The sequence below is a fragment of the Variovorax sp. PBS-H4 genome, assembly GCF_901827205.1.
Lineage (GTDB): Bacteria > Pseudomonadota > Gammaproteobacteria > Burkholderiales > Burkholderiaceae_C > Variovorax.
The window spans coordinates 501366-516137 of record NZ_LR594675.1 but is presented as its reverse complement, the minus strand read 5'-3'; the positions used below and the strand labels follow the sequence as shown (position 1 = coordinate 516137).

The 14772-nt window shown below is 68.0% G+C and carries 12 protein-coding genes; 1 reads left to right on the top strand and 11 read right to left on the bottom strand.

The window, feature by feature from the left end:
- Positions 1–4: 4 nt before the first annotated feature.
- The 10 genes from E5CHR_RS02470 to E5CHR_RS02425 all read right to left on the bottom strand — a co-directional run bounded on the left by E5CHR_RS02470 (position 5) and on the right by E5CHR_RS02425 (position 12865).
- Positions 5–931 carry a dihydrodipicolinate synthase family protein gene (locus tag E5CHR_RS02470; RefSeq protein ID WP_162578216.1) on the bottom strand — a complete coding sequence of 309 codons (927 nt, stop codon included), beginning with the start codon at positions 929–931 and terminating at the stop codon, positions 5–7.
- 25 nt (positions 932–956) lie between these two features.
- Positions 957–2705 (bottom strand): IlvD/Edd family dehydratase, encoded by a 1749-nt coding sequence (locus E5CHR_RS02465; protein WP_162578215.1) that lies wholly within the window; start codon positions 2703–2705, stop codon positions 957–959.
- A gap of 34 nt (positions 2706–2739) precedes the next feature.
- Entirely contained in the window at positions 2740–3768 is a 1029-nt protein-coding gene (yjfF, locus tag E5CHR_RS02460; protein WP_162578214.1) for a galactofuranose ABC transporter, permease protein YjfF, read from the bottom strand.
- Complete coding sequence (locus E5CHR_RS02455; protein ID WP_162578213.1) at positions 3765–4817, bottom strand: ABC transporter permease; 1053 nt, start codon at positions 4815–4817, stop codon at positions 3765–3767. The genes yjfF and E5CHR_RS02455 overlap by 4 nt, the downstream gene beginning before the upstream one ends.
- 11 nt (positions 4818–4828) lie before the next feature.
- Positions 4829–6349 (bottom strand): sugar ABC transporter ATP-binding protein, encoded by a 1521-nt coding sequence (locus E5CHR_RS02450; RefSeq protein WP_162578212.1) that lies wholly within the window; start codon positions 6347–6349, stop codon positions 4829–4831.
- A gap of 7 nt (positions 6350–6356) precedes the next feature.
- Positions 6357–7574 carry a multiple monosaccharide ABC transporter permease gene (gene mmsB / locus E5CHR_RS02445; RefSeq protein WP_162578211.1) on the bottom strand — a complete coding sequence of 406 codons (1218 nt, stop codon included), beginning with the start codon at positions 7572–7574 and terminating at the stop codon, positions 6357–6359.
- Positions 7564–9135, bottom strand: a complete 1572-nt coding sequence (gene mmsA, locus E5CHR_RS02440) for a multiple monosaccharide ABC transporter ATP-binding protein (protein WP_162583527.1) — start codon at positions 9133–9135, stop codon at positions 7564–7566. Before mmsA ends, mmsB begins: the two co-directional genes overlap by 11 nt.
- Before the next feature lie 64 nt (positions 9136–9199).
- Positions 9200–10279: a multiple monosaccharide ABC transporter substrate-binding protein gene (gene chvE, locus E5CHR_RS02435; RefSeq protein WP_162578210.1), complete on the bottom strand. Its 1080-nt coding sequence runs from the start codon at positions 10277–10279 to the stop codon at positions 9200–9202.
- A 129-nt stretch (positions 10280–10408) separates the two neighbouring features.
- On the bottom strand, positions 10409–11374 hold the full coding sequence (locus E5CHR_RS02430; protein ID WP_162578209.1) for an ABC transporter substrate-binding protein: 966 nt from the start codon (positions 11372–11374) through the stop codon (positions 10409–10411).
- A gap of 36 nt (positions 11375–11410) precedes the next feature.
- The gene (locus E5CHR_RS02425) at positions 11411–12865 is read right to left on the bottom strand and encodes an aldehyde dehydrogenase family protein (RefSeq protein ID WP_162578208.1); all 1455 of its coding nucleotides are present in this window, start codon (positions 12863–12865) and stop codon (positions 11411–11413) included.
- Positions 12866–12975: 110 nt separating this feature from the next.
- Here E5CHR_RS02425 and E5CHR_RS02420 point away from each other — a divergent pair, with 110 nt between their 5' ends.
- On the top strand, positions 12976–13938 hold the full coding sequence (locus E5CHR_RS02420) for a LysR family transcriptional regulator (protein WP_162578207.1): 963 nt from the start codon (positions 12976–12978) through the stop codon (positions 13936–13938).
- A 25-nt stretch (positions 13939–13963) separates the two neighbouring features.
- Here E5CHR_RS02420 and E5CHR_RS02415 read toward each other — a convergent pair whose 3' ends face one another.
- Positions 13964–14758: an SDR family NAD(P)-dependent oxidoreductase gene (locus E5CHR_RS02415; RefSeq protein WP_232061929.1), complete on the bottom strand. Its 795-nt coding sequence runs from the start codon at positions 14756–14758 to the stop codon at positions 13964–13966.
- Positions 14759–14772 lie beyond the last annotated feature (14 nt).

Genomic DNA, 14772 nt, shown 5'->3' with positions numbered 1-14772 from the left:
GCCGTCAACGCGCCCAGCGCAGCACCAAGGGGTCGAGACGCCTGGCCGTCTCGATCAGCCCCCTGCGCGTCTCGGGATGCAGCGCCGGCCATGGCTGGCGCGGTGCCTCGCAGGCGATCACGCCGCCCTCCTTCATCAGCGCCTTGGCAGCCAGGAAGCCGGCCTGCCGGTTCTCGAAGTTGATCAGCGGCAGCCAGCGCTGGTAGAGCGCGTAGGCCCGCTCGCGGTCGCCGTTGCGATGCGCCTCGATGATGGGCCGGATGCCGTCCGGATAGCCGCCGCCCGTCATCGATCCGGTGGCGCCGGCGTCCAGGTCGGGCAGCAGGGTGATCGCCTCTTCGCCGTCCCACGGGCCTTCGATCGCCTGGCCGCCCAGGCGGATCAGCTCGCGCAACTTCGATGCAGCGCCCGCGGTCTCGATCTTGAAGTAGGCCACGTGCTCGATCTCCGTCGCGAGCCGCGCGAGGAACGACGCGGACAGCGGCGTGCCGCTCGCGGGTGCGTCCTGGATCATGATGGGAATGTCGATGGCGTCCGACAGCTGCGCATAGAACTGCTGGATCTGCGGCTCGATGAAGCGGAAGGTCGCGCCGTGGTACGGCGGCATCACCATCACCATGGCAGCCCCCATGTCTTGCGCGCGCCGGCTGCGTTCGGCGCAGACCCGGGTGCTGGTGTGCGTGGTGGTGACGATCACCGGCACCCGGCCCGCGACATGCGCGAGCACGGTGCGCGTGAGCACCTCGCGTTCCTCGTCCGACAGCAGGAACTGCTCGGAGAAGTTCGCCAGGATGCAGATGCCGTCCGAGCCGGCGTCGATCATGAAGTCGATGCAGCGCTTCTGGCTCTCGAGGTCGAGCTCGCCCGATTCGGTGAAGGTGGTGGGCGCGACGGGATAGATGCCGCGATGGCGGGGGTTGTCCAGGGTCATGCAGGCTCCAGGCAGAAACGGCGGTTCAGTGCGAGTGGCGCGGCACCTCGGCACCACGGCAGCCCACCAGGAAGTCGAAGTCGCAGCCCTCGTCGGCCTGCAGCACATGGTCGATGTACAGGCGCCGGTAGCCGCCCCGCGCCTGTGCCGCGGGCGGTTCCTCGACCGGCGCCGCCAGCGCGGCCAGGCGGGCGGCGAGTTCCTCGTCGCTGATGTCCAGGTGCAGGCGGCCGCCTTCGCAGTCCAGCTCGATCCAGTCGCCATCGCGCACCGCCGCAAGCGGGCCGCCCGCCGCGGCCTCGGGCGCGACGTGCAGCACCACGGTGCCGTAGGCCGTGCCGCTCATGCGCGCGTCGGAGATGCGCACCATGTCCTTGATGCCCTGGCGCAGCAGCTTGGGCGGCAGGCCCATGTTCCCGACCTCGGCCATGCCGGGGTAGCCGCGCGGGCCGCAGTTCTTCATCACCAGCACCGAGCTCGCGTCGACCTCCAGCGACTCGTCGCCGATGCGGCGCTTGTAGTGGTCGAAGTCCTCGAACACCACCGCGCGGCCGCGATGCTGCAGCAGCTCGGGCGTCGCGGCGGAGGGCTTGAGCACCGCGCCGCGCGGCGACAGGTTGCCGCGCAGGATGCGGATGCTGCCGTCGTCCATCAGCGGCCGGTCGAGCGGGCGGATCACCTCGTCGTCGTAGCTGGGCGCATCGCGCACGTTGTCCCACAGCGTGTGGCCGTTGACGGTGAGCGCGCCGGGGTGCGGCAGCAATCCCGCCTCGCCCAGCCGGCGCAGCACGGCGGGCAGGCCGCCGGCGTAATAGAACTCCTCCATGAGGAAGCGCCCCGAAGGCATCAGGTCGACGATGGTGGGCGTGCCGCGGCCGATGCGGGTCCAGTCCTCCAGGGCCAGTTCGACGCCGATGCGTCCGGCAATGGCCTTGAGGTGGATCACCGCGTTGGTGGAGCCGCCGATCGCCGCATTCACGCGGATGGCATTCTCGAAGGCCTCGCGGGTGAGGATCTTCGACAGCGTCAAGCCCTCGCGTGCCATCGCGACGGCGCGCGCGCCGGACATCTGCGCCAGCACGTAACGCCGCGCGTCCACCGCCGGGATTGCCGCGTTGTGCGGCAGCGAGGCGCCCAGCGCCTCCGCCATGCAGGCCATGGTCGAGGCCGTGCCCATGGTGTTGCAGGTGCCGGCCGAGCGCGACATGCCCCCTTCGGCCGCGAGGAAGTGGTGCAGGTCGATCTCGCCCGCCTTCAACGACTCGTGCAGTTGCCAGACGGCCGTCCCCGAGCCGATGTTGCGTCCCTCGAGCTTGCCGTTGAGCATGGGCCCGCCGGTCACGACGATGGCGGGGATGTCGCAGCTGGCCGCGCCCATCAGCAGCGCAGGCGTGGTCTTGTCGCAGCCCGTGAGCAGCACCACCGCATCGATCGGGTTGCCGCGGATCGCCTCCTCCACGTCCATGCTCGCGAGGTTGCGGGTGAACATCGCGGTCGGACGCAGGTTCGACTCGCCGTTGGAAAACACCGGGAACTCCACCGGAAAGCCGCCAGCCTCCGAGATGCCTCGCTTCACATGCTCGGCGATCTTGCGGAAGTGCGCGTTGCACGGCGTGAGCTCCGACCAGGTGTTGCAGATGCCGACGATGGGGCGGCCGTCGAACTCGTGGTCGGGGATGCCCTGGTTCTTCATCCAGCTGCGGTACATGACGCCGTTCTTGTCGGCGGGGCCGAACCATTCGGCGGAACGTAGTTTCTTGGGGGCATCCGGCATGGGGCGGGCTTTCTGGGAACGGTTGTCGGAGGACTCAGCGCCGCGGCGCGCGCGCCGTGAAGAAGCGCTGCAGCAGGCAGAAGAAGAAGAGCAAGGCGCCCACGACGATGCGCGTCCACCAGGAGCTCAGCGTGCCGTCGAAGGCGATCAGCGTCTGGATGATCCCGAGCGTGAGCACGCCGAACAGCGTGCCGGCCCCATAGCCCACGCCGCCGGTCAGCAGCGTGCCGCCGATCACCACGGCCGCGATGGCGTCGAGCTCCAGGCCCATCGCATGCAGCCCATAGCCCGAGAGCATGTAGAAGGTGAAGATCACGCCGGCCAGCGCCGAGCAGAAGCCCGACAGCGCATACACGCCCACCAGCGTCGAGCGCACCGGCAAGCCCATCAGCATGGCCGAATGCTCGCTTCCGCCGATCGCGTAGACGGTGCGGCCGAAGGGCGTCCAGTGCGCGACGAACACGGCGAGCACCAGCACGGCCAGCGCGATTACCGCGCTGACCGACAGCGAGGCCCCGAAGCCCACCGGGATGCGCAGCTGCGAGACCGACGCGTAGAACTCGTTCGTGATGCTGATCGAGTCGATGCTGATCAGGTAGCAGAGCCCGCGTGCCAGGAACATGCCCGCGAGCGTGACGATGAAGGGCTGCAGCCGGAAGCGCTCGATCAGCACGCCCATCAGCCCACCGAAGGCGGTGCCCAGCACCAGCACCAGCGGGATCACGGCCGCGGGGGGCCAGCCATGCTTCTCCACCAGCGAGGCCGAGACCATCGTGGTGAATGCGATGACCGAGCCCACCGACAGGTCGATGCCGCCGGACAGGATCACGAAGCTCATGCCGACCGCCACCACGATCAGGAAGGCGTTGTCGATCAACAGGTTGAGAAAGACCTGCGCCGAGAAGAAGCCGTCGTAGAGCACCGAGCCGAGCGCCGCCATCGCGACGAAGAGCGAAATGGTGGCGGCCAGCGGCAGGTACTTGGGATTGAAACGCGCCCGCCGCCCCGCCTCGCTCGCGGCGCCGGCCGCGGACGGCTGCCGATCTCGCATCACCGCGCTCATCGATCCGCTCCTTCGAGCGCCGGGCGTCGCGCCAGGCTGGCCACCGTGGCGCGGAATTCCGGTGACTGCAGCAGCATCACCGCGAACACCACCGCCGCCTTCACCACCAGGTTGATCTCGGGCGGCACACCCAATGAGTAGATGGCGTAGGTCAGCGTCTGGATGATGAGCGCGCCGATCACGCTGCCCACCAGGCTGAAACGCCCGCCGGTGAGCGCGGTACCGCCCAGGGTCACGGCCAGGATGGCATCGAGCTCGAGCAGCTGGCCGGCATTGTTGCCGTCGGCACTCTTCACGTTGGAGCTGATCAACAAGCCCGCGACGCCCGCGCACGCGCCGCAGAAAGCGTAGGCCCCCACGACCAGGCGGCGCGCCTGCACGCCGGCCACGCGTGCGGCCGTGGGGTTGATGCCCACCGCCTGGATGAACAGTCCGAGCGCGGTCCGCGTGAGAACAAGGGAGAGCGCGATGAAGACCAGCGCCACGACGAAGAGCGAGAACGGCAAGCCCAGCAGATAGCCGCTGCCCAGGAAGAAGAAGGGCTGGTAGTAGATGGTGATGATCTGCCCGCCGGTGATGAGCTGCGCGATGCCGCGCCCCGCCACCATGAGGATCAGCGTGGCGATGATGGGCTGCATGCCCACGCGGGCGACCAGCAGTCCGTTCCACAGCCCGCAGACGAGCGCAACTCCGATGGCCGAAGCGATGGCCACCGGCATCGGGAAGCGGCTGACGTTGCCCGACACGGCGCCGCCGATCATCCAGGCCGCGAGCGCCGCCGCAATGGCCACCACCGCGCCCACCGAGATGTCGATGCCGCGCGTCGCGATCACCAGCGTCATGCCCAGGGAGACCAGCACCAGCGGCGCCGCGCGGTTGAGGATGTCGATCAGGCTGCCGTAGAGGTGCCCGTCGCGCCACTCCAGATGCAGGAAGCCCGGATTGAATGCCGCGTTGAGCGCGAGCAGCAGCACCAGCGTGAGCAGCGGCCAGGCGAGCCGATGGCGCAGGGCCATCGCTGCGAAGCCGGACGAGGAGGCAGTGCTCATGGCCGTGCGGCTCATGGTGTGGCCGCGATCAGTTCGCATACTTCGTCCTCGCTGCTGCCGGCGGGCAGTTCGCCCACCTTGCGGCGGTCTCGCAGCACCACGATGCGATGCGCCACGCGCACCACCTCGCTCATCTCCGACGAGATGAAGAGCACCGCCATGCCGGCCTGCGCGAGCCGCAGGATCTGGTCCATGATCTCCTGCTTGGCCCCGACGTCGATGCCACGCGTCGGCTCGTCGAGGATCAGCAGGCGCGGCTCGGTGGCAAGCCAGCGCGCGATCATGGCCTTCTGCTGGTTGCCGCCGGAGAGCAGGCCGATCGGCGTCTCCACGCTCGCCGTCTTGATGCCGAGCGCGGCCACGTAGCGCTCGGCCAGCGCGGTCTGCTCCGCGCGCGAGAGGAAGCGCCGGGTGCCGAGCCTGGCCTGCAGCGCCAGGGCGATGTTCTCGCGCACGGACAGCTCGGCCACGATGCCGTCGGTCTTGCGCTCCTCGGGGCACAGCGCGAGTCCCTGGCGTATCGCGTCGGCCGGGCTGGCGAAGCGCACCACCTCGCCATCGATGCGCAGCTGCCCCCGATCGGGCGCCTCCAGCCCGAACAGCAGGCGCGCCAGCTCCGTTCGCCCGGCGCCTAGCAAGCCGGCGAGCCCGACGATCTCGCCGGCGCGGATGCGCAGGTCGACCGGCTGCAGCAGCCCCGATTGGCCGAGTCCTTGTGTTTCCAGCATGGCGGGGGTGTCGATGGCCACCACGGGCAGCGCGGCCGGCCGCGCCGACTGCGCCGCCAGCTCACGCCCGAGCATCGCGGCGATCAGCGCCTGCGGGCCCAGCTCGCTCGCGCGCCATTCGCCCACCCAGGCGCCATTGCGCAGCACGGTGATGCGGTCGGACACCTCGTACACCTGGTTCAGGAAGTGCGTGACGAACACGATCGCCAGGCCCTCGCCGCGCAGCCGGCGCAGCACGTCGAAGAGCTTTCGGACCTCGTCCTCGTCCAGGCTGGAGGTCGGCTCATCGAGGATCAGCACCTTGGAGGACAGGCCGAGTGCGCGCGCGATCGCCACCATCTGCTGCACCGCCACCGGGTAGCTCGACAGCAGCCGCCCGACGTCGATCTCCAGCCCGATGCGCGCCAGCAGATCGCGTGCACGCCGGTGCACGGCCGACCAGTCGATCCGAAAGCCCTCGACGGCGCCGCGGCGCGGATAGCGGCCGGCGAACACGTTCTCGGCCACCGAGAGGTTGGGACAGAGATTGACTTCCTGGTAGACGGTGCTGATGCCCAGCTTCTGCGCCTCCAGCGGCGAGGCGGGCCGGATCGGCTGCCCATCGAGCCGCATCGTGCCGCCGCCCGAGGGCAGCGCGCCCGTGAGCACCTTGATCAACGTGGACTTGCCCGCGCCGTTCTGCCCCATCAGCGCATGGATCTCGCCCGCATGCAGCCGCAGCTGCACGTCGCGCAGCGCGCTGACGCCGGCAAACTGCTTGTGGATGCCCGAGAGCTCCAGCACCGGCTGCATCTCTGCGCTCATCACGGCCTCACTTGTTCTTGTTGTACACGTCGACGAACACCGCCGCCAGCAGCACCAGGCCCTTGATGACCTGCTGGTAGTCGATGCCGATGCCGAGGATCGACATGCCGTTGTTCATCACGCCCATCACGAAGGCGCCGATCACTGCGCCCATGACCTTGCCCACGCCGCCCGAGGCCGACGCGCCGCCGATGAAGCAGGCCGCGATCACGTCCAGCTCGAAGCCCAGCCCGGCCTTGGGCGTGGCGGTGTTGAGTCGCGCGGCGAACACCAGCCCCGCGAGCGCGGCCAGCACGCCCATGTTGACGAAGGCCAGGAAGGCCAGGCGCTGCGTCTTGATGCCCGAGAGCCGAGCCGCCTTCTCGTTGCCGCCGAGTGCATAGATGCGCCGCCCGACGGTGGTGCGGGTGGTCACGAAGTCGTAGGCCACGATCAGCACCGCCATCACGATCAGCACGTTGGGCAGCCCCTTGTACGAGGCCAGCAGCCAGCTGAAGAACAGGATGATCCCGGCGAAGAGCACGTTCTTCAGCAGGAAGAAGGCGAAGGGCTCCGCCTCCATGCCGTGGCGCGCCAGCCGGGCACGCCCACGCAGCTTGAAGAACACCAGCGCCGCTGCAGCGAGCGCGCCCAGAAGCAGCGAGGTCATCCGCAGCCCGTCGGTGGCCAGGGCCTCGGGGATGAAACCGGAGCTGAGGCGCTGGAAAGCCACTGGAAACGGCCCGACCGACTGCCCCGCCAGCAAGGCCAGCGTCAGGCCCTTGAACACCAGCATGCCGGCCAGGGTGACGATGAAGGAAGGAATGCGGAAGTAGGCGACGAACCAGCCCTGCGCAGCGCCGACCGCCGCGCCCGCGACCAGGCAGGCCAGGAAAGTGGGGACGAAATGCCACTCGTACTCCACCATCAGCACCGCGGCCAGCGCGCCGATGAAGCCGCACACCGAGCCCACCGACAAGTCGATGTGGCCGGCGACGATCACCAGCAGCATGCCCAGCGCCATGATGACGATGTAGCTGTTCTGCAGCACGAGGTTCGTGAGGTTGAGCGGCTGCAAGAGCGTGCCGTCGGTCAGCACCTGGAACAGCACCATGATCGCGACCAGCGAGATCAGCATGCCGTACTCGCGCAGGTTGCTCTTCAGGAATCCAGGATGGATGGAGGCCTTCGCGGCCACGCTCTCCACGCCCGTCGCGGCCTGCGCCGCCTGTGCTTCATTGGCCATGGACGCCACCTCCCGAATTCACGATTGCGCGCATGATGCGCTCCTGCGACGCTTCGGCCACCGGGTATTCGGCGACGAAGCGTCCCTCGTTCATCACATAGATCCGGTCGCACATCCCGAGCAGCTCCGGCATTTCGGAGGAGATCATCAGGATGCCCTTGCCATCGCTCGCGAGCTGGTCGATGAGGCTGTAGATCTCGTACTTGGCGCCGACGTCGATGCCGCGCGTCGGCTCGTCGAGGATCAGCAGCTGCGGGTTGGCGAAGAGCCACTTGCTCAGCACCACCTTCTGCTGGTTGCCGCCCGAGAGGTTCACCACCTGCTGGTAGACATCGGCGCTGCGGATGCGCAGCGCCTTGCGGTAGTCGTTCGCCACCTGGTACTCGCGGCCCTCGTCGATCACCATCGCGCTCGACACGGCCTCGAGATTCGCGAGGCTGATGTTGGTGCGGATGTCTTCCTCCAGCACCAGGCCGGCCCCCTTGCGGTCCTCGGTGACGTAGGCGATGCCCTGGTCGATCGCCTTGCGGATGGTGCCGACATCGACCTCCTTGCCATGCATGCGCACCGTGCCGCTGATGCGCTGGCCGTAGGAGCGGCCGAACACGCTCATCGCGAACTCGGTGCGCCCGGCGCCCATCAGGCCCGCAATGCCGACGATCTCGCCGCGGCATACGTGCAGGTCGACGCCCTTGATCTGCTCGCGGTCGGCGTGCAGCGCATGGTGCACGCGCCAGTCGCGCACCTCGAGCATGCGCTCGCCGATGCGCGGCGTGCGCTGCGGGTAGCGGTGCGCCATGTCGCGCCCGACCATGCCGCGGATGATGCGGTCCTCGCTGATCGGTTCGCGCCGGCAGTCGATGGTCTCCACCGTGCTGCCGTCGCGCAGCACGGTGATCGCATCGGCCACCTTGGCAATCTCGTTGAGCTTGTGCGAGATCAGGATCGAGGCGATGCCCTGTGCCTTGAGCTCCAGCAGCAGCGCCAGCAGCGCTTCGCTGTCGCTCTCGTTGAGGCTGGCGGTGGGCTCGTCCAGGATCAGCAGCCGCACCCGCTTGGACAGCGCCTTCGCGATCTCGACCAGCTGCTGCTTGCCCACGCCCAGGTCCGAGACCAGCGTGGTCGGCCGCTCGTTCAGGCCCACCTTGGCCAGCAGCTCGCGCGTGCGCCGCCAGGCCTCGCTCCAGTCGATGACGCCGCCCCGCGCCGTCTCGTTGCCGAGGAAGATGTTCTCGGCAATGGACAGCAGCGGCACCAGCGCCAGCTCCTGGTGGATGATGATGATGCCCAGGGCCTCGCTGTCGGCGATGCCGCGGAAGCGCCGCGGCTCGCCGTCGAAACGGATCTCGCCGGCATAGGAGTCGCAGGGGTAGACGCCGCTGAGCACCTTCATCAGCGTGGACTTGCCGGCGCCGTTCTCGCCCACCACCGCATGGATCTCGGCCGGACGCACGGCGAGGTTGACCTTGTCCAGCGCGTTCACGCCGGGGAAGGTCTTGGTGATGCCGCGCATCTCCAGAAGAACGGCGTTCTTCGCAGGGGGCGCCTCGCTCACTTCCATCGCTTCGCTCAAGAGGCCTCCTTCGCAGCTGCGGGCCCGGCGGCCCGCTCGTCCTGCCACACGCTCACTTGACCTGGCTTTCCTTGTAGTAGCCGCTGTCGATCAGCACCGGCTTCCAGTTCGAGGCGTCCACGCTCACCGGCTTCAGCAGGTACGAGGGCACCACCTTCACGCCGTTGTTGTAGGTCTTGGTGTCGTTCACTTCCGGCGTCTTGCCGGCGAGCATGGCGTCGACCATGGCGACCGTGACCTTGGCCAGCTCGCGCGTGTCCTTGAACACGGTCGAAGTCTGCTCCTTGCGCAGGATCGACTTGACCGAAGGCACCTCCGCGTCCTGGCCCGACACCACCGGCATCGGCTGCTGCGGCGTGCCGTAGCCCACGCCCTTGAGCGAGGAAAGGATGCCGATCGACAGGCCGTCGTAGGGCGACAGGACCGCGTCCACGCGCTCCTTGGTGTAGTAGGCCGACAGCAGGTTGTCCATGCGCGCCTGCGCGACCGCGCCGTCCCAGCGCAGCGTGCCGACCTTGTCCATCCCCATCTGCTTGCTGCGCACCACCAGCTTGCCGCTCTTGATATACGGCTCCAGCACCGACATGGCGCCGTTGTAGAAGAAGAAGGCGTTGTTGTCGTCGGGCGAACCGCCGAAGAGCTCGATGTTGAAGGGCCCCTTGCCGGACTTCAGGTCGAGCGCCTTCTCGATCGACTGCGCCTGCAGCACGCCGACCTGGAAGTTGTCGAAGGTCGCGTAGTAGTCGACGTTCTTCGAGCCCTTGATGAGCCGGTCGTAGGCGATGACCTTCACGCCCTTGTCAGCCGCCTTTTGCAGCACGTCCGAGAGCGTGCTGCCGTCGATGGCCGCGATCACCAGCACCTTCGACCCCTTGGTCACCATGTTCTCGATCTGCGCGAGCTGGTTGGGAATGTCATCGTCGGCATACTGCAGATCGGTCTTGTACCCCTTCTCCTTGAAGTACTTGACCATGTTCGATCCGTCGGAGATCCAGCGCGCCGAGGACTTGGTCGGCATCGAGATCGCGATAGGTCCCTTGTCCTGGGCCTGGGCGAGCGAAGGGATGCCGGCCGCACCGGCGATGGCGAAGGCGGCCGCGGCAAGCGCGGACTTGAGGAAATTGCGTTTCATGAACTGTGTCTCCTGACGTTGATCGATCCCATTCCAGGAACACCGCGGAACCGGCTTTGCCGGGCCGCTGGTGTTGCCCCCGGTAGGGGGGTGGGCGGCTATACGAAGTGAGCCAACCTGGGGGCGAGCTCAATACTTCCGCTTGGGGAATTCCTGGGCCGCGACTTCCATCGGGAAGATCGTTTCCTCGGTCACGATGCGCTTGGACAGCGCCTTGCCGGCCTTGATGTCCTTCACGGCAGCCATCAGCTGCGGGCCGAGCAGAGGGCTGCACTCGACCGACACATTCAGCTTGCCCGCCATCATGGCTTCGAAGGCGCCCTTCACCGCGTCGACGGAGATGATGGTGATGTCCTTGGCCGGCTTCAGCCCCGCCTCCTCGATCGCCTGGATGGCGCCGATGGCCATGTCGTCGTTGTGCGCGTAGAGCACATTGATCTTCTTGCCGTCGGCCTTGAGGAAGGCTTCCATGACCTCCTTGCCCTTGGCGCGCGTGAAGTCGCCGGTCTGCGATCGGATGATCTTGAACTTGGGGTCGGCCTTGATGATTTCCTCGAAGCCCTTCTTGCGGTCGATCGCCGGCGCCGAGCCCACGGTGCCCTGCAGCTCGACGATGTTGACCTCGCCCTTCTGGTCCTTCATCTTCTCCACCAGCCAGCGCCCGGCCTTGCGGCCTTCCTCGACGAAGTCGGAGCCCATGAAGCTCACGTAGAGCGAGTCGTCCTTGGTGTTGACGGAACGGTCGGTCAGCACGACCGGGATGTTGGCGGCCTTGGCCTCGCGCAGCACCGTCTCCCAGCCCGACTCGACCACCGGCGAGAACGCGATCACGTCCACTTTCTGCGCGATGAACGAGCGGATGGCCTTGATCTGGTTCTCCTGCTTCTGCTGCGCGTCCGAGAATTTGAGCTCGATGCCGGCCTCTTTCGCGGCCGACTTGATCGACTCGGTGTTGGCGGTGCGCCATTCGCTTTCGGCGCCGACCTGGCTGAAGCCCAGGACGATCTTCTTCTGTGCCAGCGCGGTGGCCGGCAGGAGCGCGGCCAGGGAGGCCGCGGCGATGGCGGTGGTCAATGTGCGGCGGTTCAGTTTCATGCTGTCGTCTCCTGGTTGGTATGGCTGAAAAGGTCCTCAAGCGCGCATGTAGCCGGTCTTCACCGTGGTGTAGAACTCGGCGGCGTGGCGCCCCTGCTCCCGTGCACCGTAGCTCGACGCCTTGCGCCCGCCGGAGGGCACGTGGTAGTCCACGCCGGCGGTCGGCAGGTTGACCATCGTCATGCCCACGCGCGCGTGGCGGCGGAAGTGCATGGCATGGCGCAGCGAGTTGGTGCAGATGCCGGCGCACAGGCCGAAGGGCGTGTCGTTGGCCAGTGCGAGGGCATGCTCGGAATCGTCGGCCCGCAGCACGCAGGCCACCGGGCCGAAGACTTCCTCGCGGGCGATCCGGTGGCTGGGCCGGGCAAGGAACAGCGCCGGGCTCATGTAGTGGCCCTCGCTCGGGCGCTGCAGCAGGTCGCCGCCGCAGACGTGCTCGGCGCCCTCCTCGCGCGCGCTCCCGATGGCAGCCATGTTGGCTTCGAGCTGCGCGCGATCGGCCACCGGGCCGATGTCCACGCCGGGCTCCAGCGCGTGGCCGACCTTCAGCGCGGCCATGCGCTGCTTGAGCCGCGCGACGAACGCGTCATGCACCGGCGCCTCGACGATGAGGCGGCTCGAGGCCGTGCAGCGCTGGCCGGTCGAGAAGTAGGCGCCCTGCACCGCGCAGTCGACGGCGAGTTCCAGGTCCGCGTCGGCCAACACCACCAGCGGGTTCTTGCCGCCCATTTCGAGCTGTACCTTGGCGCGCCGCGCCGCGGCGGCCTGCAGCACGCGCTCGCCGGTGGGCGCCGAGCCGGTGAAGCTGATCGCGTCGACCAGCGGATGCTCGGCCAACGCCTGGCCGACCTCGCGGCCGCTGCCCATCACGAGGTTGAAGGTGCCAGCAGGCAGCGCGGCGCGGCTGATGATCTCGGCCAGCGCCCAGCCGCAGGCGGGCACCAGCTCGGAAGGCTTGAACACCACCGCATTGCCGCAGGCGAGCGCCGGCGCGATCTTCCAGGCGGGGATGGCGAGCGGAAAGTTCCAGGGCGTGATCAGGCCCGCCACGCCCACCGGCTCGCGGGTGACATCCACATGCACCCCGGGCCGCAGCGAGGCGATGGTTTCGCCGCCGACACGCAGGGCCTCGCCCGCAAAGAACTTGAAGATCTGCCCGGCGCGCGCGGCCTCGGCCACGGCCTCGGGCAGCGTCTTGCCCTCCTCGCGCGCCAGCAGCAGGCCCAGCTCGTCCTTGCGCGCGAGGATCTCGCTGCCGATCTGGTCGAGCGCATCGGCGCGGCGCTGCGGGGTGGTCATGCTCCAGGCGCGGAAGGCATCGGCCGCGGCGCGAACCGCCAGCTCGGTCTGGCTGCGGTCGGCGCGGGCGTACTCGGCCACCGTCTCGCGCAGGTCCGAGGGGTTGGTGCTCTGCCCGCTGGTCACGCCCGTCTCCCAGCGGCCATTGATGTAATGGCGGGCACTGAGCTGGACCTCGGGACTGCGCTTCAACGTCGGAACTCCTGATGGACGAGTGGGGCGGAGTGTAGGAATCGCACCGATATCTTTCCAATAGAGATTTGGATCGAATCGATACCCGAAACAGGATTCAGGAAAACCCGATGACGAACTACACGCACTGGTTCATTCGCGCGCGGCTCAAGACGCGGCAGCTGTTGCTGCTGGTCGCGCTCGCGGAAGAAGGCAACATCCACCGCGCCGCGCAGGTGCTGAACATGACGCAGCCGGCCGCGTCGAAGCTGCTCAAGGACCTGGAGGACGTGCTGGAGGTGCCGCTCTTCGAGCGATTGCCGAGGGGGATGCGGCCGACCTGGTATGGCGAAAGCATGATTCGCCACGCGCGCATGGCGCTGGCCAGCCTGAACGAGGCGCACGATGAGTTGGTGGCGCTCAAGGCCGGGCGCTTCGGTCAGGTCAGCGTGGGCACCATCACCGCGCCGGGCCTGACCCTGATGCCGCCTGCCATTGCGCTGGTCAAGCGCGACCAGCCGAACCTCCGCGTCGCACTCGAGATCGAGACCAGCCGGGTGCTGATGGAGCGCTTCGAGCAAGGCAAGCTCGACATCCTGGTGGCGCGGCTGTCCGCCGAGCACGACAAGGCCAAGCTGCACTACGAGCCGCTGACCGAAGAACCGGTGTCGGCGCTGGTGCGCACGGGCCACCCGTTGCTGGGAATGACCGGCCTCACGCTGCGCGACCTGGTGAGCGCCGGCTGGATCGTGCCGCCCGCAGGCAGCGTGCTGCGGCACCGCTTCGAGCTCATGTTCAGGGAAGAAGGACTGGCGCCGCCGATGAACGTGATCGAGAGCTCGGCGCTGCTCTTCATCACCCGCATGCTGCAGCAGTCGGACATGCTCGCGGTGCTGGCGACCGACGTGGCGCGCTACTACGCCGCGCACGGCCTGGGCGCCGTGTTGCCGGTGGCGGTGCCCTGCCACATGGACGCCTTCGGCATCATCACGCACACCGACCGGCTGCTCTCACCGGCCGCGAAGGTCATGATGCGCGCGCTGAAGGCGGCGAGCCTGACGGTCTATGGAAGGCGGCTGGAGGTCGAAGCCTGAACTTCGATGGGCGATCCGGCCCGCGTCAAACCCAGCCCGCGTCGACCTTGAACTCCTGCGCGGTGCACATGGCGCCATCATCCGAGGCCAGGAACAGCACCATGCGCGCGATGTCGTGCGGCTGCAGCCGGTCCGGCAGGCACTGGTTGCGCGCGAGGGCCTGCTCGCCTTCGGCGTCCAGCCACAGGCGCACCTGGCGCTCGGTCATGACCCACCCGGGCGACACGGTGTTGATGCGGATGCGGTCGCGCCCGAGGTTCACGGCCAGGCCGCGCGTGAGGCCATTGACCGAAGACTTGGCGATCGCATAACAGGGGTACGCGCCGCCCTTGCCTTGCCACCCGGTGGAGCCCAGATTGACGATCGCGCCGCCCCCCAGGCGCTTCATGCCGGGCACCACGGACTGGATGGCGAAGAAGGCCGGACGCTCGTTGATGGCCATGCGCTCGTCGTAGTAGTCGGGCGTGACGGACTCGAGGGTGTGGCGGTCGTCGCTGGCAACGTTGTTGACGAGCACGGAAAAGTCGCCCAGCTCGCCTGCCGCATCGGCGATGGCGGCCTGCAATGCGGCGATGTCGCGCACGTCGCAGCACCTCCACCACGGTGCGCGATGGCCTGCCTCGGCGATCTGCGCCGCCAGTGAAGCACTGGCTTGCTCCGCGATGTCGACGAAGGCGACCCGCGCACCTTGTTCCGCGAAGGCGCCGACCAACGCGGCGCCGATGCCGCTGCCGCCGCCCGTCACGAAGACAGCCTTGTCGCGGAGGCTGGGGTAGGTGGAAAAAGAAGAAGCGGGCGCGCGTGCAACGGTGGCTGTCAAAGAGAGTCTCCAGT